This window comes from Microcoleus sp. bin38.metabat.b11b12b14.051 (genome assembly GCF_013299165.1).
Lineage (GTDB): Bacteria > Cyanobacteriota > Cyanobacteriia > Cyanobacteriales > Microcoleaceae > Microcoleus.
The window spans coordinates 93082-112215 of record NZ_JAAFKD010000005.1 but is presented as its reverse complement, the minus strand read 5'-3'; the positions used below and the strand labels follow the sequence as shown (position 1 = coordinate 112215).

Genomic DNA, 19134 nt, shown 5'->3' with positions numbered 1-19134 from the left:
CGATCGCGATCGTCCGTGAAATGTCGAGGGGGGCGATCGGTCAAAATGAATCTAACTTTGCACAGAGTCTATTTAACTCGAATAACTGATAAAATCTCAGGAAACAACGATTTTTATTTTGGTTAATCCACCAAAAATCTTAAATCTCAAACCTAAAATCTCAAATCGCCATGGCTGATTTAACTAATCCAAATTCTACGTCTCAACCTGTAAAATCTAGTGGGGAAGGTGCCCCTACACCTGCTTCACCGCCGACGGTTGTGCGGTGCGTGACAGGTTCGCTGATGGCGGGCGGATTTGCCGCGGCTTTGTACGCCCTAACTTTGTCGGTAGCCCAAACTTTTGCTAACAAGCCGATTCATTCCGACAATACAACCGTGATTAATATTGCGGCGGCCGTCCGCACATTAGTCATGGGAATTGTAGCTTTGGGCGCAGGCGTTTTTGCTTTTGCATCTGTGGGTTTGATGCTGCTAGCCGCGCAGCTTTTGATTCAAAAATTGGCGAAAAAACCCGCAGCCTGAAACCATCGTCCGAGAGAAACTCTCGTCCGCAACGACGAGAATAAATCATCAGATCGAAGCAATGGAATTATTGACGATCGGACACTCCAATCACAGTATTGAAGCGTTTGTTTTCCTGCTGAAGAAATACAGAATTACAGCGGTTGCGGACGTGCGATCGCATCCTTTCAGCCGCTATTTACCTCATTTTAATCAAACAGAAATTGCAGCCTCTCTGTCTGCGGCTGGCATTCAATATGTGTTTTTAGGTAAAGAGTTGGGCGCGAGGCCGGAAGATTTGAGCTGTTACGATACAGGCGGTAAAGCTTTGTACGATCGCATAGCAGCCACTCCTCTATTTTCCGCCGGAATTCAGCGCTTGCTCAAAGGCGCAGCCAATTATAAAATCAGTTTAATGTGTGCGGAAAAAGACCCAATCACCTGTCACCGGACTATTTTAGTTTGCCACAAACTCAAAGAATTTAATTTACAGATTAATCACATTCTGTGCGATGGCAATTTAGAATCGCACCAGGATTTAGAAGCAAGGCTTTTGAGCAAGTTTAACAAATTGAAAAACAATAACGCTCCGTTGCAGTTAAGTTTGTTTCAATTAGAACCTGAAGTAAAAGATGAAATAGTTGATTTAGAAACAGCTTATTATCGTTACGGATTGACCAGGGCTTATATCAGCAAATAAGGCAATAATCGGCGAGAGATTCTTTATTTTCTATTAATTTTTGCAGCAACTCTTGACATCGAATATGTTTACAATTACGCCACAGACATCCTCGCGCACCAGAGGTTGAGAAAATTTGTTCGAGTTTTAACGTTCTTCGTGCTATAATTCTGCGGGACTGTAGCAGAAAGGGGTGCTTTTTGATGAAAGCAGAATTTTATTATGACTGTCACAGATATATTTGCAGTTTGGTGCAAGTTGATTTTAGCAAAGAATTAAAAATAAAAAATTATCAAGGTTTTGTCTTGGCTGTTAAGCAAGGTGAAAAAATTGGGCTTTTGGGGAAAAGTCGTCATAATGCTAAGAAAGTTGATGTCTCTAAGCCGCATTTTTATAATGTGATTAAAGCAGCTATGAGCGCTTTAGAGTTAGAAACGAGAAATGAGGTGATATTAGAGAGAAATCGCACGATTGCTGATGGTGAAGAAATGATTCAGCAGCACAATCGAGAAATTCGCCTTTTGCATGAACAGCTTAGAATTCAAGCGAGTCACATTGAGCATTTGTCAAGGGAAAATCAGCAGTTGTCGGCGCAGCTAGTAGAGAAGGAAATTAGAGAAACTCAAATTAGTCAAGCCATTGAGGAAGATTTAGTGCTGGCGGGAATTGAGCATGGAATTGGAGAAGCTGAAATTGATCCAGAAGTAGATGAATTACCGATGATAGATTCTGGGTTAGAAGTACATTTAAGCCAAAATCAGCAAGATGTGGAGGAGGTTGAGAAAGCGGAATTAATCAGCGGGGGCGATGTTGAAGTTGTTGATTTAGAAATTATAGAATCAGTAGAAGTGACGGGAGGCGAAAGTGAAATTAAGCATTTGCCTAAAAGAGGTTCACAGAGAAGGAGCAGAAAGAAATAATGAAAATTTTTAATTTTTTTCAATACTCACAGGTTCGTAGTGAGGACTTCAGTCCTTTGATTTTATGCGGACTGAAGTCCTCACTACGAACCTTTGAGCGTGAGGACTTTAGTTTTTTGATTTTAGGCGGACTGAAGTCCTCACTACGAACCTTTGAGCGTGAGGACTTTAGTTTTTTGATTTTAGGCGGACTGAAGTCCTCACTACGAACCTTTGAGCGTGAGGACTTTAGTCCTTGCATTTAAATGCGGACTGAAGTCCTCACTACGAACCTTTGAATGTGAGGACTTCAGTTTTTTGATTTTATGCGGACTGAAGTCCTCACTACGAACCTTTGAGCGTGCATTTTTTATAGGTCGATATTTGGCAAAATTTCTCTAATTCTTGTCCGAAATAGACGCACTGCTGCTCTTTGTCCGATCGCCCTGCTTTGTTCGATAAATTAGGGTATTTCTGCGATCGGCAAAAATGGAAAAGCTATACTTTGAGTAACAGTCTGATATGCGCCATCTACCAGTTGATAAACTTCTAGAGTTTGGCGGCGGTATCTCCAAATTTCTGGAACTCCCAAAGCGGCATAAATTGCGAATTTATTCAGAGAAGAATTCGTGTAGTCTGATTCTACCGCTAAATCGGGCGGCGGATCGGTTTGCAAGTCAATATCTCTGCTTCTGACTAAAGCTTCATTCTGGATGTAGAAACAGGTATCTGGTTCGATCGCCCTTTTCAACTCTTCTCTTTCCAGCAACAGCGCGCCAACGTGCATAACCTCAATTTCTAACTCGTCTGCTATGGCGTTCACGAAGCAGCCTAACATGATTACAGGTACTTCGTGTTTTTGGTAAGGTCTTCTGATTTCTAACACTCCATTGTCATAGGCAATTCTCCACGCGCGATCGTCTCCGACATCAGCCAGCAATGCTTGAAAAGTTCGCCAGCTAACGCCTTTCAAAACAACTTTTGATTCGTGGTGGATAATTTGCTGTTGTACGGGAGGAGACGGAGTTATTGTTTGCGCGTTCATTTTGCGATTCCTTTGTATTGGTTTTGCGATCGAAGGCGAACAAACTTATACCAGTTATAGACAGCCGTGTTAGGAAAGAAGTGTTGTTTACTATTTTGTCAGGTGCGTCGCTATTAGATTGTCGATCTGATGCGACGTATTTTCTATGGCGACACACCCTACGAATAGTTTTATTATGATAACATTTTTAGTCTGGCTTGCTCAGCCATCAGGTAGTCTGGAACCCAAAATCGATCGAGAGACATCAAAATGGCTACAGATATGAAAATATCAACATTTTCTCCCATTTCCTCAGTTGGCAGCAAACCAAATAATTCGTCGAATTCGTTGACATCTGCTAAGATATTATCAATGTCTTCTACAAGTTCATCTGGGTAAATGCAGTGAATTGCTTCATCATTTTCATAATATGCTTCTTCGTCAGGAAAGAATTGTGATGGTTTGAGTTCTTCCATCAGATAATCTAGTTTGTGAAACTCTGTTTCTAAAATTATGGCGGCGATGTCTTCCCCGGCTTGTTGTAAGATAATCCGATCGCCCTTTTGCATCACTCGTTTAATTATGGCGATCGCATTTTCGCAAAATTCCTCCACAGTTAAGCGGAAAAATCCCTCCGATCCCGCCCGTCGCTCCCCTACAGCCGCACCCGCAGCAGAATTTTGACAATCATCCAGGGCGATCGGTAAAATCGTAGGTGCGATCGAACTATTGTCAGCAGCCTTAAATCCTTCAGTCATCAGCCGTTCCTCAACAGACGCATAATTGTTGACAATATTGCACAATAGAGAAAATTGTAAATATATAGCACCTACGTTTTTTTACCGCTGATGAATAGCAGATTCCTCGATCGACTCCACCACCCCTCGCGCCCCGTCATCGTCTTCGACGGCGCCATGGGCACCAACCTGCAAGTCCAAAACCTCACCGCAGAAGACTTCGGCGGGAAAGAATACGAAGGCTGTAACGAATATCTCGTGCACACCAAACCGGAAGCCGTCGCCAATGTGCACCGGGGATTTCTCGAAGCAGGCGCCGATGTCATCGAAACAGACACCTTCGGCGCCGCTTCCATTGTGCTTGCGGAGTACGATTTAGCCGACAAAGCTTATTATCTCAACAAAACAGCGGCTGAACTCGCTAAGGGTATCGCGGCCGAATTTGACACGCCAGAAAAACCGAGATTTGTCGCAGGATCGATCGGGCCCGGCACCAAATTGCCAACCTTAGGACACATCGACTTTGACACGCTAACCGCCGCTTTTACCGAACAAGCTGAAGGACTTTATGACGGCGGCGTTGACTTATTTATTGTCGAAACTTGCCAAGATGTGCTGCAAATTAAATCAGCATTAAATGCGATTGAAGAAGTATTTAAGAAAAAAGGTGCGCGGATTCCGTTGATGGTATCAGTCACAATGGAAGCCACCGGTACAATGTTAGTCGGTTCCGACATCAGCGCAGCTTTAGCTATTTTGCAGCCGTATCCGATAGATATTTTAGGATTGAACTGCGCCACCGGGCCCGATCGCATGGCGGAACACATCAAATATCTATCCGAACATTCGCCCTTCGTGGTTTCGTGCGTACCCAACGCTGGTTTACCCGAAAATATTGGCGGCCACGCGCATTACAAACTGACGCCGATTGAATTAAAAATGGCTTTGATGCGCTTTGTCGAAGACTTAGGCGTGCAAGTCATCGGCGGCTGCTGCGGTACTCGCTACGATCACATCCGCGAACTATCAGAAATTGGCACAACTCTTAAGCCTAAAATTCGCGAGATTACTTGGGAACCGTCCGCTGCTTCAATTTATAGCGCCCAACCCTACGAACAAGAAAACTCATTCTTAATTGTCGGCGAAAAACTCAACGCTAGCGGTTCCAAAAAATGCCGCGATTTGCTAAATGCCGAAGACTGGGATGGTTTAGTAGCAATGGCTAGGGAACAAGTGCGAGAAGGCGCGCACGTTCTCGATGTTAACGTTGATTATGTCGGGCGCGACGGCGTGCGCGATATGAAAGAGTTAGTTTCTCGCGTTGTGACTAATGCAACTTTGCCTTTAATGTTGGATTCCACCGAGTGGGAAAAGATGGAAGCAGGATTAAAAGTTGCGGGCGGCAAATGTTTGCTAAATTCTACTAACTACGAAGACGGAGAACCGCGTTTTTATCAAGTTTTAGATTTAGCCAAAAAATACGGCGCGGGAATTGTCATCGGAACGATTGATGAAGATGGGATGGCGCGGACTGCTGACCAAAAATTTGCGATCGCCCAACGTGCATATAACGCCGCCGTCGAAAGAGGAATTCCCGCCTCGGAAATCTTTTTTGATACCCTGGCTTTGCCAATTTCCACGGGGATTGAAGAAGACCGAAAAAACGGCAAAGCTACGATTGAATCGATCCGCCGTATCCGCCAAGAATTGCCGGGATGTCACGTGATTCTGGGAGTTTCTAATATTTCCTTCGGCTTGAATCCGGCGGCGCGACAAGTCTTGAATTCCATGTTTTTGCACGAAGCGATGCAGGCGGGGATGGATTCGGCAATTATCAGCGCGAATAAGATTTTGCCGATCGCCAAAATCGACCCCCAACACCAGGAAATCTGCCGTAAACTGATCTACGACGAACGGGAGTTCGACGGCGATATTTGCGTTTACGACCCCTTGGGCGACCTGACAACGGTGTTTGCTGGCAAAACTACTAAGCGCGATCGGACTCAAGACGAAAACCTCCCCGTCGAAGAACGGCTGAAACGCCACATCATCGACGGCGAACGGATTGGGCTCGACATCCAACTCGCCAAAGCCTTAGAAACCTATCCGCCATTGCAAATTATCAATACTTTCTTGCTAGACGGGATGAAAGTAGTCGGAGAATTGTTCGGATCGGGACAAATGCAATTGCCATTTGTATTGCAGTCAGCAGAAACCATGAAAGCCGCAGTTGCTTATTTAGAACCGCACATGGAAAGTTCCGAATCTGGGGATAATGCCAAAGGCACATTTATCATCGCGACTGTTAAAGGCGATGTTCACGACATCGGCAAAAATCTGGTTGATATTATCCTATCAAACAACGGCTACCGAGTTATAAACTTGGGAATTAAACAGCCAGTTGACAATATCATCGAAGCCTACGAAAAACACAAAGCCGATTGTATTGCGATGAGTGGCTTGCTGGTAAAATCTACCGCATTCATGAAGGAAAATCTGGAAGTATTCAACCAGAGAGGCATCACAGTTCCCGTAATTTTGGGAGGTGCGGCTTTGACTCCCAAGTTTGTGCATGAAGATTGCCAAAATACCTACAAAGGTAAAGTAGTTTACGGCAAAGATGCGTTTTCTGACTTGAACTTTATGGACAAACTCATGCCAGCAAAATCTGCTGGTAACTGGGAAGATTTGGCTGGATTTTTGGATGAGGCTGAAAATGGCAACGGGGCGGTGAAAGCAGCTAAAACTTCGGCAGAGACTGCGGTTGAGGATGCCAAGAAAGCCGACATTCCGGTGATTATTGATACCAGGCGTTCCGAAGCAGTTGACGCAAATATCGATCGCCCGAATCCTCCTTTCTGGGGAACAAAACTCTTATCGCCCGAAGAAATCCCCTTTGAAGAGCTTTTCTGGCACTTAGATTTGCAAGCATTAGTCGCGGGACAATGGCAATTCCGCAAGCCAAAAGACCAATCGCGGGAAGAATACGATGCTTTCTTAGCTGAGACAGTTTATCCAATATTGGAAGAATGGAAACACAAAATCATCACCGAAAAGTTACTGCATCCGCAAGCAATTTATGGGTATTTTCCCTGTCAAGCTGAAGGCAATTCGTTGTATGTGTATAACCCGGAAATTATGAATGGCGGGCAAGATGCCCACCCCACAAAAGAAAGTGGCACAGGCATCTTGCCTGTGACTGCCACACCTGCTGCAACATTGACATTTCCCCGGCAAAAATCTGCGCGCCGGATGTGCATTGCCGACTTCTTCGCACCGAAAGAATCCGGTAAAATTGATGTATTTCCGATGCAAGTAGCGACGGTGGGAGAAGTTGCGACGGACTACGCCCAAAAGCTATTTGCTAACAATCAATATACCGATTATCTCTACTTCCACGGATTGGCGGTACAGACAGCGGAAGCGGTAGCAGAATGGACTCACGCGCGGATTCGCCGGGAATTAGGCTTTGCTGGCGAGGAACCGGACAACATTCGGGATATGCTGGCGCAGCGATATCGCGGTTCGCGCTACAGTTTTGGCTATCCGGCTTGTCCGAATATGGCGGATCAGTACAAGCAACTGGATTTGCTAAAGTGCGATCGAATAAACCTGTATATGGATGAAAGCGAACAACTTTATCCCGAACAATCAACCACCGCAATTATTACCTATCATCCAGCCGCTAAATACTTCACTGCTTAATTTGTTGGTGCGCGCAGGTTTGTAGTGCGGACTTCAGTCCGCTCCAAAAAAGGACTAAAGTCCTCACTACGAACCTGTTTTTTTATTAGTTTGTAGTGCGGACTTTAGTCCGCATCAAGAAGGACTGAAGTCCTCACTACGAACCTGTTTTTTTATTAGTTTGTAGTGCGGACTTTAGTCCGCATCAAGAAGGACTGAAGTCCTCACTACGAACCTGTTTTTTTATTAGTTTGTAGTGCGGACTTTAGTCCGCATCAAGAAGGACTGAAGTCCTCACTACGAACCTGTTTTTTTATTAGTTTGTAGTGAGGACTTTAGTCCGCATCAAGAAGGACTGAAGTCCTCACTACGAACCTGGAAAAACAAAAAAGCACTTTAAAAAAAGTGCTTTTATCAACATGAAGTTTAATTGTCTGACCAAATTTTTACGAGTAATTGCGAGGAGTGCGTGCGCCTGCTGATGCTCCGGCCATTGCAGCCACCAAACCCAATAGCGATCCGAATAAAAACGACCAACCAGCTTTGGCGGCATTTTCAGCAATATTGCGAGCATCCTGAGCAGATACGCTAGGAGCTTGGTTCGGCAAATTTACGCCACCTTGCTGCGCTTGATTAATCGCTGCTCCGGCATTCGCAGCTACTACGCCAAAAGTCCCGGCTACGCCATTTGCTAACAGCCAAGAGCTAATTGTTAAGGTAGTTGCCCACAAAATTGCGCCGTTCAAAAGCGCCGTGCTGCGGTTCATCGGGCCACAAGCGCGAGCTGTTACCCAACCGCCAACGCCCAAGCTAATTAACAAACTGATAATTGACCAAATTCCGACTCCAGTACCTACGCTGCCGGCTATACTGCGCGGAGCTCCTGAATTAGCAATGTTGCTCAAGCCGATCGCAGCACCCAACGCACTTAACACCAATTGTGTGCCGATCGCAATTACCAAACCTGAAAAAATCGGGCCCCACCGCACTAGATCGTGATATTCCATAACTGGCTTCACTAATGTCGGCTCGGTAACAATGTTATCTACAGGTCTATTTACGTATGCCATAGCTTTTCCTTTCCTTTGGCTGTTTGTTTAGTTTTTAACAATCTTTCACCTAAGCATTGATTGTGGCTGAGATTGAGAGAAACTATATCTGCCTGCGGAAAGAATCAGTATCTACGTCTGAAGAAAGAAACAAAAAAGTCATTAGCCATCAGCCAGCAACTATTTGCTAATGACTAATGACTAATGACTAATGACTAATAACTATTTTATCCAGTTAAAAAACTTCGTGCGCGTATAGAGGAAAGGCCGCTTAACGCAATTTGACAGCCGTCCCAACGGCAGTAATCAACAGCAAAGCCCCCGAAGAGTCTACATTAATCGTGCCGGTGTCAACTTCCACCCCGATTACGGCATTAGCACCCAAGCGCTGGGCCCGTTTTTCGAGTTCTGCGAGGGCATCTCGCTGTCCTTTGAGAAACACTTCCTCGTAACTGCCGGTGCGCCCGCCGATGATGTCGCGAATGCCGGCGAAGAAATCTCGCAGGGCGTTGGTGCCGTAGACCACCTCAGCAGTTACAATTCCCAAGTAAGATTGAATTTCTGCTCCTTGGATGATATCAGTTGTTGTTACAATCATCAGTTGGCCTCAAGTGCGAAAATTTTGATTTGGTCGATTTCTGTAGGTTTACTACATCTCGCCACTCAAAAATTCCAGTCAAACCCTAAGCTGTCAGTCGATTTTAGATTTTAGATTTTAGACTGACTGTCGCATTTAATCTGGGAAGTTGAACTTTGGCCTAAAATTTGGGGATCGATCCTGATGAGTATCGGGGGCTTGTGTCCGTTTCTTTTGGACAAGCATCGCAACTTGACAGCAATTCGCTCTTTTATTCCACACACACTCTTTGAAACAAATGGCCGTCCACAAACAAAGTCTCTTGGTTTTCAGCACGCTGTTGGTAGCAGGATTCGCTGTCGCAGTCCCGCATCGGGCGCTCTCAGCAGAAACACCTGTTGAGGTTAAGCCTCAAAATAATTCAAATTTAGATGCTCTACTGCGACAAGGACGCGAGTTGGTAGATTCAGGAGACTACAGTAGGGCGATCGCCATTTATCAACAAGCAGCCCGTTTAGATGCGGAAAACCCTCGTATTTTTTCCGGTATTGCCTATTTACAAGCGCGTCAGGGCAACTATCAAGCCTCAGTCGAATTTTACCAACAGGCGATCGGTCTCGAACCCAAAAATGCTGACTTCCAATACGCCTTAGGATATGCTATGGCGAATTTGCAAAACTATCCCGCAGCCGCCGCAGCTTACCGTCGCGCCACTGAGCTCGATCGCAAAAATGTCAACGCTCGGCTCGGGCTCGGAGTAGTGCTGTTTCAGCAAAAAGATTACAGCGGTGCATTTAAAGCATACCAAGAGGCGATCGCCCTCGATCCGAAAAACTGGCAAGCTTATTCTTCATTGGGTTTAGTATTGATCCAGCAGGGAAATTTTACCAGTGCTGTCACCGTACTCAAACAAGCAGCCAAACTCGCTCCCAAACAAGCCGCCATCCAGTTAAAATTAGGTACTGCTTTGCTCCGCAGTGGCAACACTTCCGAAGGGCTAGCAGCTTTTGAAGAAGCTGCCAAACTAGAGCCGCGAAATCCCGAAGTACAGTTAGAAATTGGCGAACTTCTGAAGTCTCAAGAAGACTTCGACGGAGCACTTTTAGCTTATAAGCGGGCGATTGACGTGCGCCCCAATTTAGTGGAAGCATACGCTGCGATCGGGGAAATTCAGCTACAAAAACAAGATTTTTCAGGAGCGATTATCACTTTTCGGCGAGTGATTCAGCTCGACCCAGACCGAGCAGAAGCTTATTACAATATGGGTAAAGCATTCAAAGCGCGCGATCGCCAATCCGACGCAATTGAAGCTTTCCAAAAAGCCCTCGACACTTATCGCCAGCAAGGCAACAATGACGGCGCACAAAAAGCCGAGGCTGCACTCAATGAACTGAAGTAATGAGTCATTAGTCAGTGGTCAGTGGTCATTGGTCATCTCGCCCGAAGAGCGAAGTCGAAGGGTGGTCAGTGGTCATTGGTCATTAGTCATCTCGCCCGAAGAGCGAAGTCGAAGGGTGGTCATTAGTCATTGGTCATTGGTCATCTCGCCCTGAGCGAAGTCGAAGGGTGGTCATTGGTAATTAGTCTGCCAACTGTCAACTGTCAACTGTCAACTGCCAACTGTCAACTGCCAACTTTCAACAGACAACTAATTAAAATGAATTCAAATGATTCTAAACCGCCACTATACGAGATGAATCCGCTCGGTCGATTTTCCGATCGCGCTACGGATTATGTCAAATACCGCCCGAGTTATCCAGCCGCTGCGATCGATGCGATTTTAGCAGGACTTGGGGAACCTTCACAGTTAACCGCAGCCGATCTCGGTGCAGGTACAGGGATTTCTTCGCGTCTTTTAGCAGAAAGAGGCGTTCGAGTATTAGCGATCGAGCCTAATGCCGAAATGAGACAAGCCGCTGCACCTCATCCTTTGGTAGAGTTTCGAGACGGAACTTCTGAAACCACTAATTTGCCAGACGAATCACTCGATTTAGTTGTTTGTTTCCAGTCTTTTCACTGGTTTAACCATATTTTAACTTTACCCGAATTGCGGCGAATTCTCAAGCCGTCGGGAAGGTTGGCTGTAGTTTGGAATTTGCGCGATCGCGCGGATGCGCTGACACAGGGCTACACTCAAATTGTTAAGAGCGCTTCCCACAACCATCCTGCCGAACAGCGCGATCGCTCGATCGACTCTTTGCTGGCGAGTTCAGATTTTACTGATGTTACATCGACGGAATTTACTAACAGACAAAATCTAGATTTAGCAGGCTTGATTGGACGAGCAAAAAGCTCATCTTATATTCCCAAATCCGGGCCTCAATTGCAGAAACTTATCTCGGATTTAACCGAACTTTATCAAGCTCAGTGTGGCGGGCGTGGCTTTATTTCATTGGTTTACAACACGATAGTTTATCAGGGCAATCGTACTGATTGTCAAAATCTTTATTGATGCCGATAAATTAAAGACTTTGTGATATAATGCTGAGCAAGTTGGCGGGCGATAGCTCGTTAAATTCAAGAGAAAATAAAGGCGATAGCACAGCCATTATTGTTGATAACTCTATCTTTTGTAAGATGGTCAAACTAATCTCTTAAGATGAATCTATTTCTATTGATAGAGCCCGCAAAGTTGTTAACATTTGTAAAATGAGCAAAATATCCTATCCCAGAGCTTCATCTATGCAAACGTATGATGTGATTATCATAGGAGCAGGTCACAACGGACTGGTCTGTGCGTCTTATCTCCTCAAAGCCGGATATACTGTTTTGTTGTTAGAAAAACGGTCGGTTCCCGGCGGCGCAGCGACTACCGAAGCAGCAATTCCAGAATTACCAGATTTCAAATTCAATTTGTGCGCGATCGACCACGAATTCATCCATTTAGGGCCAGTCGTAGAAGAATTAGAACTGGAAAAATACGGATTAGAATATCTTTACTGCGATCCAGTAGTCTTTTGTCCGCATCCCGACGGCAAATATTTCTTAGCGCACACTTCCGTAGAAAAAACTTGTGCAGAAATTGCCCGCTACAACGAGCGCGACGCTAAAAAATATGCCGAATATACAGACTTTTGGCAGCGCGCTTTAAGCGCAATGATTCCGATGTTTAACGCGCCTCCAAAATCTATCATTGATATTGCAGGTAACTACGATATTGCCAAACTCAAAGACTTATTTTCAGTCATCGGTTCCCCAGAGAAAACGCTGGACTTTGTACGCACGATGATTACCAGCGCTGAGGATATTCTCAATGAGTGGTTTGATGAGGAATTTCTGAAAGCACCTTTGGCGAGACTCGCGGCAGAGTTGGGTGCGCCTCCTTCACAAAAGACTATTGCGATCGGTGCAATTATGATGGCTATGCGCCACAATCCCGGTATGGCTAGGCCGCGCGGAGGAACGGGTGCATTGGTGCAAGCACTGGTCAATTTAGTGAAAACCTATGCGGGTGTTATACTTACTGACCAGCACGTGGAGAAAATATTAGTTGATAACGGTCGCGCTGTCGGTGTTCGAGTTGCAGGCGGCACCGAATATCGAGCTACCAAAGGTGTCATTTCTAATATTGATGCGAAGCGTTTGTTTCTGCACTTAATGGACTCCAGCGATGTTGACGGTGCCGATCCGAATTTGCGGGAAAGATTGGAGCGCAAAATTGTCAATAACAACGAGACTATTCTGAAAATTGACTTAGCTCTCAATGAAGTACCTAAGTTCGATCGCTGGAATCACCGAGATGAATATTTAATGGGTTCTGTTTTAATTGCTGACTCGGTGAAACACGTCGAAATTGCTCATACCCAGCCCGCGATCGGCAAAATCCCCGATTCCGATCCGTCGATGTATGTCGTGTTTCCGACGGTACGAGACCCCTCAATGGCTCCCCCCGGACATCATACGGCTTGGATTGAATTTTTTGCTCCCTACCAAATCGAAAATGCGGAAGGAACCGGCCAGCATGGTACGGGTTGGACGGATGAGCTGAAGAACAAAGTTGCCGATCGCTGCATTGACAAATTAGCAGAATACGCCCCCAATATCAAAAATTCCATCATCGGGCGCCGCGTGGAAAGTCCGGCCGAATTGGGAGAGCGTTTGGGGGCGCTGAAGGGGAATTATTACCACGTTGACATGACGCTGGATCAGATGATATTTTTCCGCCCGTTACCCGAGTTGGCGAATTACAAAACGCCGATCGACGGTTTGTTCCTCACCGGAGCCGGGACGCACCCCGGCGGCTCGATTTCGGGGATGCCGGGACGCAATACGGCTCGCGTGTTCATGCACTCGCAGCAGCCTTTGGCGCAAACATTAGCAGATGCGGCTAATTCTCTGAAATCGACGGCTAAGTCGGTGTTTCGGATTAATTAAAACTGGACTGACGCACTCCGCCAAAGAAACCGGGTTTTTACCATAAAAATTCGTAGGAACTCATGGATTATCTAAAAAACCCGGTTTCTCGATCCCCATGCGTAAGTCCGGTAGAAGCAGGGGCGGAAATTTTCTGCCCCGCTAGATTTAATGTTTCCATTGCGCTTAGTTGCCAGATAGAATAATTTTATTTATAATTGAAAGTTAAGTTTTACATATAAATCTGCCAGTGATTATGTTTCCCGAACGTGAAGTCTGGAACGAAACCATGATTGAACAAAGAGTTAACTATACTCTGGAATTAGATGGAAATTTCATCATTGTTCAAAATGTGCCAGCCAGATTGTGTGTAGAAACAGGAGAGCGTTTTTTCTCACCAGAAACAGTAGAGCGACTACAGCAAATTATCTGGAAAGGAAAACAGCCAAGTCGCACGCTGGAAGTTCCTGTTTATGAGTTTGTGTAATTAGCGGATCGAGAGGCAGTGTAGGTAATGTCATCCCAACTTTTAAAAGATCGTTATCAGGCTTTGGAGTTGCTTGAAATCGGCGACAGTCATCTCAAATTGGCAGAAATCGATCGAGCCGAAGAAAATTTTGCAAAAGCTTTTCAGATAGCCCAAACATTCCCCAATAACATTCCTAAAACTTTGCCTCAATGCTCAGTTTCTGTAAGAGAACAAGTGTTAAATGGGTTCATTCGCAGCTATGCTAAAGTAGAAAACTACGACTCTGCTATTCGGGTGGCACGAGGCATAGAAGATGAGGATTTTCAAGCTTGCGCGTTAAGTGCGATCGCGTCTCAAGTTGCAGCATCGGGACAGCCTGACTCGGCTCTGAGTATTGCCGAAACGATAGCAAGTAACTATTATAAAGCTGTGGCTTTGATTTCTATTTCTTGCAGCTACATTAATGCTGAACAAACAAGCCAAGCTGCTGAAATATTGATTCAGATCATCAGAATTGCTGAAATCATCAAAAACGAACTAAACCCAGCCTGGATGTTAACTCATATTTCTTACTATGTTCAGGAAAAATTAGGACAGCTAGATACAGCTTTTGAGATTGCCCAACTGGTAGAAAATGACTGTGACAAAGCCTTAATTTTAAACCGATTTGCCCAAAAATATGCTCGATCGGGGAAATTCGATCGAGCCATCAAGATTGCTGAAATAATAATAGACAATGAGGAAAAAGAATTAGCTCTAGCTGGGATAGCTAGTGAATATGCCAAAGCTGGACAATCGGATGAAGCCCTGAAAATTGTTGCAACCATAGATAATTGGAAAAACTCACCCTTGATTGAAGTTATAAAAAATTATGCTGAATCTGGGGAATTTGAACGAGCAAAGCAACTTACAGAAACCATAGAATACTCACAAGATAATGACGACCGATTTGAGGCATTCAATGCCATCACCGACGGCTACGTTAAAGCAGGACAATTTGAGCAATCTATACAATTTGCTGGAAGCTTAGATGATAATTTTAACAAAACCGAGGCCTTATCAGTAATCGCATACCGTTGCGCGGAGTTCGGACAATTCGATCGAGCTTTTCAAGTTATTCAAACTATATATGAAATCAATGATGGTTCAGTATGCGATATTTTTTTAGATTGTATTCTTGACTTTGTTGCTAAGGCCAAAGAACGAGATCGGGTGTTAAAGATTATTCAAACAATAGAAAATGAGTCTTACAGAAATTTTATGTTAGGTTGGAGCGCTGCCGATTATGCTAATGCCGGACAATTCGATCGAGCGATAAGCATCGCTGAAATGATGACAGATGGCTCTTTTTCATCCTATGTGTTGAGTTGGGAGGTTGAAAGCGCGATCGCATCCAAGCAGTACGATCGAGCCGTTCAGGTCGCTCAAACAATACATGATATGAATCGTCTACAATCCATCAGGTTGGGTAGGAATGTCATCGCTGTAGCTGAGGCGGGGGAACTTAACCAAGCATTCAAAATTGCTCGAACAATTAATGATAAGCATGAAAAAGCTCAGGCGTTGGCAAACGTTGCCTTGAGTTATGCGGAATCTGCACAACAGGAAAAAGCATCTGAAGTGTTTGCCGAAGCTGTTGAAGTCGCTCATTCTGTAGAGAATATTTATCTAAAAATTGGGAGTTTAGAAGCGATTGCCACTAATTTATCTCGCGCCGGAGAACTCTCAAAAGCTATGGAAATTCTTTCAGGTGTCCTTCAGATTGTTTCAACCGTTGACGATGAGTTTAACAAATGGTCACTACAGCGAGAGTTAAATTCTAAAATGAGGAAATTGACAAAAAGCGAATAATCTTGATAATTCATAAGAACTCAACTAGACAAATCATCCTTTGTGCAGATGGAAATTATGCCTCAAAATAGAGAAACTTAGATTAGCGTTACCCTTTTTTAAACGATGACAAACCGAGTTTTGATTGTCGGCGGCCGGGGACGAATTGGCAACAGCGTTGCTCAAGACATTGTTACCCACACCGACGCAGAAGTTACTATTACCGGACGCGACCCCAATGGCTCTCTTTCGCCAGAGTTGCCGCCAGATCGATCGCACTATTTAGCTTTAGATTTAGCAGACAGTGCAGCTTTGCACCAAGCGGTTGCAGCCTCTAACCTCGTCGTGCACTGTGCCGGCCCTTTTCACTACCGAGACGCCGGCGTATTGAAAACTTGCATCGAAGCAGGTGTGAATTATACCGATGTCAGTGATAGCCGCAGTTTTACTCGCAGAGCTTTAGAATTGCGCGAAACAGCTAAAAATGCCGGGGTGACAGCAATTATTAACACTGGCATTTTTCCAGGAGTTTCTAACAGCATGGTGCGCCGAGATGTTGAGCAATTAGATAGCGCAGAACAGATCCATTTGAGTTATGTTGTCGGAGGTTCCGGCGGTGCTGGCGTTACCGTCATGCGTACTACTTTTTTGGGTTTGCAAATGCCTTTTGATGCTTGGATTGATGGCAAATTACAGCAGATTAAGCCCTATACCGATCGCGAAACGATAGAATTTCCCCAACCCTACGGCAAAACCGGCGTTTACTGGTTCGATATGCCGGAAGCCACTACTTTGCCCGAAACCTTCCCAGTGAAAACAGTTATTACTAAATTCGGCACTTTTCCCGACCTTTATAATCACTTGACTTGGTTTGTTGCCAAATACTGGCCAGATAGCTGGCTGAAAAATCCCTCGGTGATTGAGTTTTTGTCCTATGTCAGTTACGGGATGACGGCTGTTAGCAATAATTTTAGCGGTGTGGGCGTGGCCGTGCGATCGCAAGTAACCGGTCTCAAAAACGGTCATCCCGCCAAAGTTTGCTCGATCGCCCTACACGAAAATGCCGCCGCCGCTGCGGGCATTGGTACTGGCAGCATCGCTCAATTAATCTTAGAAGGCAAACTGACAAAACCGGGCGTTTGGTCGGTAGAACAGGCTCTATCTACTGAGCTATTTGAACGATCGATGCAGAGTAGAAACCTCAATATTAATCAAGAATGGTTGTAATGAAAGCACTGGAATTCTTTAGGGTGCGTCAGCTCATAGATACTCGCTCCCTCGCAAAAGTAACGCTCTGCTGACGCACCCTACTACTAATCTATCTTTTGGTAGAAGTAATGGTAACAAGCAGGCGCTTAATCTGTTACACATCACGAGAAATATGTCTGTGCGTGCGATCGAGATGCGCTAGCTGCTACAAAAGTTGTGATTCGGGTGTGGGTTAGGCACGGCATAGCCCCAAAAATAAGACTGTGCTTCTTGATATCGAACAATATTTTCAACGCGAGTTGAGCAAAGTTATTGCGGATTTTTAGCCCCTCTCTACATCGGGATGGGTATTTTTAGGCTTTTTTGAAATCCATGTTTTCAGAAATCAAGATTTTTCACGGCTGGTAACGCAAAAAAAACTTGATTTCCGAAAAAGTTTGAAATTGGCATTTTTTGTTGACTCTTAGGCTTAAAATTAAACTATAGCAGTTCTCAGAAAGATGAGGTATTAACCAATTAATGCCTCAATCCCTCAATCCCCCAATCTAAAATCTAAAATCTAAAATCAGAACCTGTAGCTCACCTTTTTGAGAAAGGCTATAATTCAGGACTCAGCCATCGATCGCCTATTTATGCGATTGTTCGCAATCGGCATCATTCTATTGCAGCCAAATTGTGCAACCGTTGGTTGTATCAAGTCCGAATAATTGTAAAAAATCTAAATCCTTTCATTCAAAATTGGTATAACTTGTGCATACAATGTTGGAAAGAGCTTGGACACTCAAGCAAAATTTAATTGACTTTGTGCTGGATGCTGAGGGAGATTTGGCGGTAGCTTTGGAAGCTTTTGCCGCAATTCGCTCGACGGGCGAACGCTACGATATTGCTCAGCAAAATCAAGTGATTGACAGTTTTACCGTCGAAGGTAAAGTCGGAGACAAAACGCCGATCGACCTTTTTGTCGAAAGTCACCCGGATTTAACCGATCGCGATATCAGTTTGCTCAAAAGTTGGATCAGAAAAAGCTTCCCCGGCTTGTTTGAAATTACTCAAATTTCCCCTGACAGCTTTGAGGTGACAAACTGGCTGACGGCGAAGCACTACGCTGTCAAACCCAACAGCGCCAATTTCGTGCAAGAAATGTCTCGCTTCAAGTTAGGAGAAATCTTGCGGGCTCGGATTGCGCCTCTCACCGATGACTGGTGGATATTGTCTGCGCCTCCGATTCCCATGGGGAAATTGGGTAAGCCTAAGTTGGCCGTGGCGATCGGCAATTTCAAGCAAAATTACAAAAATAACCTCTACAGCGACGCCCCAGAACTCTTAGAACAAGCTTGGAAGTCAGTAGAACAGTATCACGACGATTTTATCGAATTTTTTGGCAGCGAGGAAGTCACGCTATCGGGATATCACCTTAACAAACAGTTGGCTGAATTTCAGGAGGTAATGACTAAAAAACGCTTAGCTGATATGGGTATCGATCAAAGTAAGTCTTTCGCAGATATTGTTGAAGATGCCGGAGTTGATCCAGAAGAAATCAAAGCAGTGGCGATCGCAGCAGCAGGCGCCGATACTAAAGCAGTTGAGGTGGTACTCGACAGCAATCCCCGTTCAAAAATGGTAACGCCGAAAGTCGAATTGCCCGATCGCTTCAAAAAAGCCGAAAAGGTGACAGCACTTTCTCATCCCCGCTGGGGACAAAGCTTTTTGTCTAACTACAGTCAGTTTACCGAAATGCTGGCAGCAGAGGAGTTTTCCACCATTCCCGGTTACGATAAACTCGTTCGCAGCTATCTCGAAGATCCGGCAATTAATGTGTGGATCTGGCGGCGGTTAGCTAAAGTTAATCCAGCCAAATTAGGCAAAATTTTGCAAACAGTATTGGCGCGCACAGATTTTCAGATCGAGACCGATTTAGATTCTTTGCTGCAAGAGTTTAAAAAACCCTTAGAACCCGAACTCCCTGAAATTGCCAGCGTTCCCCTGCACCTGCACAACTTGTTTCAGGAAGCTTTAGGCGAAGTTCACAAGTCAAAGTCCAAACCGCAGGATAAAAAGAAAACCTCTAAGGGCTTTAAATCCTGACCTTCCCCCTCGCAAACCGCACGCTCACACTGATTG

15 protein-coding genes are annotated in these 19134 nt (G+C 44.9%); 11 read left to right on the top strand and 4 right to left on the bottom strand.

Translation table 11 applies throughout. From position 1 onward, the window contains the following. Window positions 1-170 precede the first annotated feature (170 nt). From QZW47_RS07915 to QZW47_RS07905, 3 genes are all read left to right on the top strand, one after another. Window positions 171-524, top strand: coding sequence for a DUF3082 domain-containing protein (locus QZW47_RS07915; protein ID WP_293125829.1), 354 nt, complete (start codon window positions 171-173; stop codon window positions 522-524). 61 nt (window positions 525-585) lie between these two features. Further along, window positions 586-1203 carry a DUF488 family protein gene (locus QZW47_RS07910; protein WP_293125827.1) on the top strand — a complete coding sequence of 206 codons (618 nt, stop codon included), beginning with the start codon at window positions 586-588 and terminating at the stop codon, window positions 1201-1203. Window positions 1204-1385: 182 nt separating this feature from the next. Further along, window positions 1386-2102: a hypothetical protein gene (locus QZW47_RS07905; protein ID WP_293125825.1), complete on the top strand. Its 717-nt coding sequence runs from the start codon at window positions 1386-1388 to the stop codon at window positions 2100-2102. A 442-nt stretch (window positions 2103-2544) separates the two neighbouring features. Here the strand turns inward: QZW47_RS07905 and QZW47_RS07900 are convergent, their stop codons facing one another. Then, a complete protein-coding gene (locus QZW47_RS07900) occupies window positions 2545-3126 on the bottom strand; it encodes a Uma2 family endonuclease (protein ID WP_366930825.1) in 582 nt (193 codons plus the stop codon). 173 nt (window positions 3127-3299) lie between these two features. Further along, window positions 3300-3863 carry a type II toxin-antitoxin system Phd/YefM family antitoxin gene (locus tag QZW47_RS07895; protein ID WP_293125823.1) on the bottom strand — a complete coding sequence of 188 codons (564 nt, stop codon included), beginning with the start codon at window positions 3861-3863 and terminating at the stop codon, window positions 3300-3302. Window positions 3864-3953: 90 nt separating this feature from the next. Between QZW47_RS07895 and metH the strand changes: the two genes are divergently transcribed. Beyond that, on the top strand, window positions 3954-7547 hold the full coding sequence (metH, locus tag QZW47_RS07890; RefSeq protein ID WP_293125821.1) for a methionine synthase: 3594 nt from the start codon (window positions 3954-3956) through the stop codon (window positions 7545-7547). A 425-nt stretch (window positions 7548-7972) separates the two neighbouring features. Here the strand turns inward: metH and QZW47_RS07885 are convergent, their stop codons facing one another. After that, window positions 7973-8596 carry a hypothetical protein gene (locus QZW47_RS07885; RefSeq protein ID WP_293125819.1) on the bottom strand — a complete coding sequence of 208 codons (624 nt, stop codon included), beginning with the start codon at window positions 8594-8596 and terminating at the stop codon, window positions 7973-7975. Between the two features lie 250 nt (window positions 8597-8846). Beyond that, entirely contained in the window at window positions 8847-9173 is a 327-nt protein-coding gene (locus QZW47_RS07880; RefSeq protein WP_293125817.1) for a YbjQ family protein, read from the bottom strand. Between the two features lie 277 nt (window positions 9174-9450). On the opposite strand from QZW47_RS07880, the gene QZW47_RS07875 reads away from it, so the two are divergent. From QZW47_RS07875 to QZW47_RS07845, 7 genes are all read left to right on the top strand, one after another. Beyond that, window positions 9451-10551: a tetratricopeptide repeat protein gene (locus tag QZW47_RS07875; RefSeq protein WP_293125815.1), complete on the top strand. Its 1101-nt coding sequence runs from the start codon at window positions 9451-9453 to the stop codon at window positions 10549-10551. Window positions 10552-10680: 129 nt separating this feature from the next. Further along, entirely contained in the window at window positions 10681-11604 is a 924-nt protein-coding gene (locus tag QZW47_RS07870) for a class I SAM-dependent methyltransferase (protein WP_293125813.1), read from the top strand. Window positions 11605-11834: 230 nt separating this feature from the next. Beyond that, a complete protein-coding gene (gene crtO / locus QZW47_RS07865; RefSeq protein ID WP_293125811.1) occupies window positions 11835-13526 on the top strand; it encodes a beta-carotene ketolase CrtO in 1692 nt (563 codons plus the stop codon). Between the two features lie 235 nt (window positions 13527-13761). Continuing rightward, window positions 13762-13992 carry a YgiT-type zinc finger protein gene (locus QZW47_RS07860; RefSeq protein WP_293125809.1) on the top strand — a complete coding sequence of 77 codons (231 nt, stop codon included), beginning with the start codon at window positions 13762-13764 and terminating at the stop codon, window positions 13990-13992. A 27-nt stretch (window positions 13993-14019) separates the two neighbouring features. After that, the gene (locus tag QZW47_RS07855; RefSeq protein WP_293125807.1) at window positions 14020-15825 is read left to right on the top strand and encodes a hypothetical protein; all 1806 of its coding nucleotides are present in this window, start codon (window positions 14020-14022) and stop codon (window positions 15823-15825) included. Between the two features lie 105 nt (window positions 15826-15930). Continuing rightward, window positions 15931-17031, top strand: coding sequence for a saccharopine dehydrogenase NADP-binding domain-containing protein (locus QZW47_RS07850; protein WP_293125805.1), 1101 nt, complete (start codon window positions 15931-15933; stop codon window positions 17029-17031). Between the two features lie 741 nt (window positions 17032-17772). Continuing rightward, on the top strand, window positions 17773-19098 hold the full coding sequence (locus QZW47_RS07845; protein ID WP_366930828.1) for a hypothetical protein: 1326 nt from the start codon (window positions 17773-17775) through the stop codon (window positions 19096-19098). The last annotated feature ends 36 nt before the right edge of the window (window positions 19099-19134 follow it).

Coding starts and splice junctions, on each gene's coding strand:
- QZW47_RS07880 (WP_293125817.1), bottom strand. CDS start 9,173: ATGATTGTAACAACAACTGATATCATCCAAGGAGCAGAAATTCAATCT.
- QZW47_RS07905 (WP_293125825.1), top strand. CDS start 1,386: ATGAAAGCAGAATTTTATTATGACTGTCACAGATATATTTGCAGTTTG.
- QZW47_RS07855 (WP_293125807.1), top strand. CDS start 14,020: ATGTCATCCCAACTTTTAAAAGATCGTTATCAGGCTTTGGAGTTGCTT.
- QZW47_RS07895 (WP_293125823.1), bottom strand. CDS start 3,863: ATGACTGAAGGATTTAAGGCTGCTGACAATAGTTCGATCGCACCTACG.
- QZW47_RS07860 (WP_293125809.1), top strand. CDS start 13,762: ATGTTTCCCGAACGTGAAGTCTGGAACGAAACCATGATTGAACAAAGA.
- metH (WP_293125821.1), top strand. CDS start 3,954: ATGAATAGCAGATTCCTCGATCGACTCCACCACCCCTCGCGCCCCGTC.
- QZW47_RS07845 (WP_366930828.1), top strand. CDS start 17,773: ATGTTGGAAAGAGCTTGGACACTCAAGCAAAATTTAATTGACTTTGTG.
- QZW47_RS07850 (WP_293125805.1), top strand. CDS start 15,931: ATGACAAACCGAGTTTTGATTGTCGGCGGCCGGGGACGAATTGGCAAC.
- QZW47_RS07875 (WP_293125815.1), top strand. CDS start 9,451: ATGGCCGTCCACAAACAAAGTCTCTTGGTTTTCAGCACGCTGTTGGTA.
- QZW47_RS07885 (WP_293125819.1), bottom strand. CDS start 8,596: ATGGCATACGTAAATAGACCTGTAGATAACATTGTTACCGAGCCGACA.
- QZW47_RS07915 (WP_293125829.1), top strand. CDS start 171: ATGGCTGATTTAACTAATCCAAATTCTACGTCTCAACCTGTAAAATCT.
- QZW47_RS07900 (WP_366930825.1), bottom strand. CDS start 3,126: ATGAACGCGCAAACAATAACTCCGTCTCCTCCCGTACAACAGCAAATT.
- crtO (WP_293125811.1), top strand. CDS start 11,835: ATGCAAACGTATGATGTGATTATCATAGGAGCAGGTCACAACGGACTG.
- QZW47_RS07910 (WP_293125827.1), top strand. CDS start 586: ATGGAATTATTGACGATCGGACACTCCAATCACAGTATTGAAGCGTTT.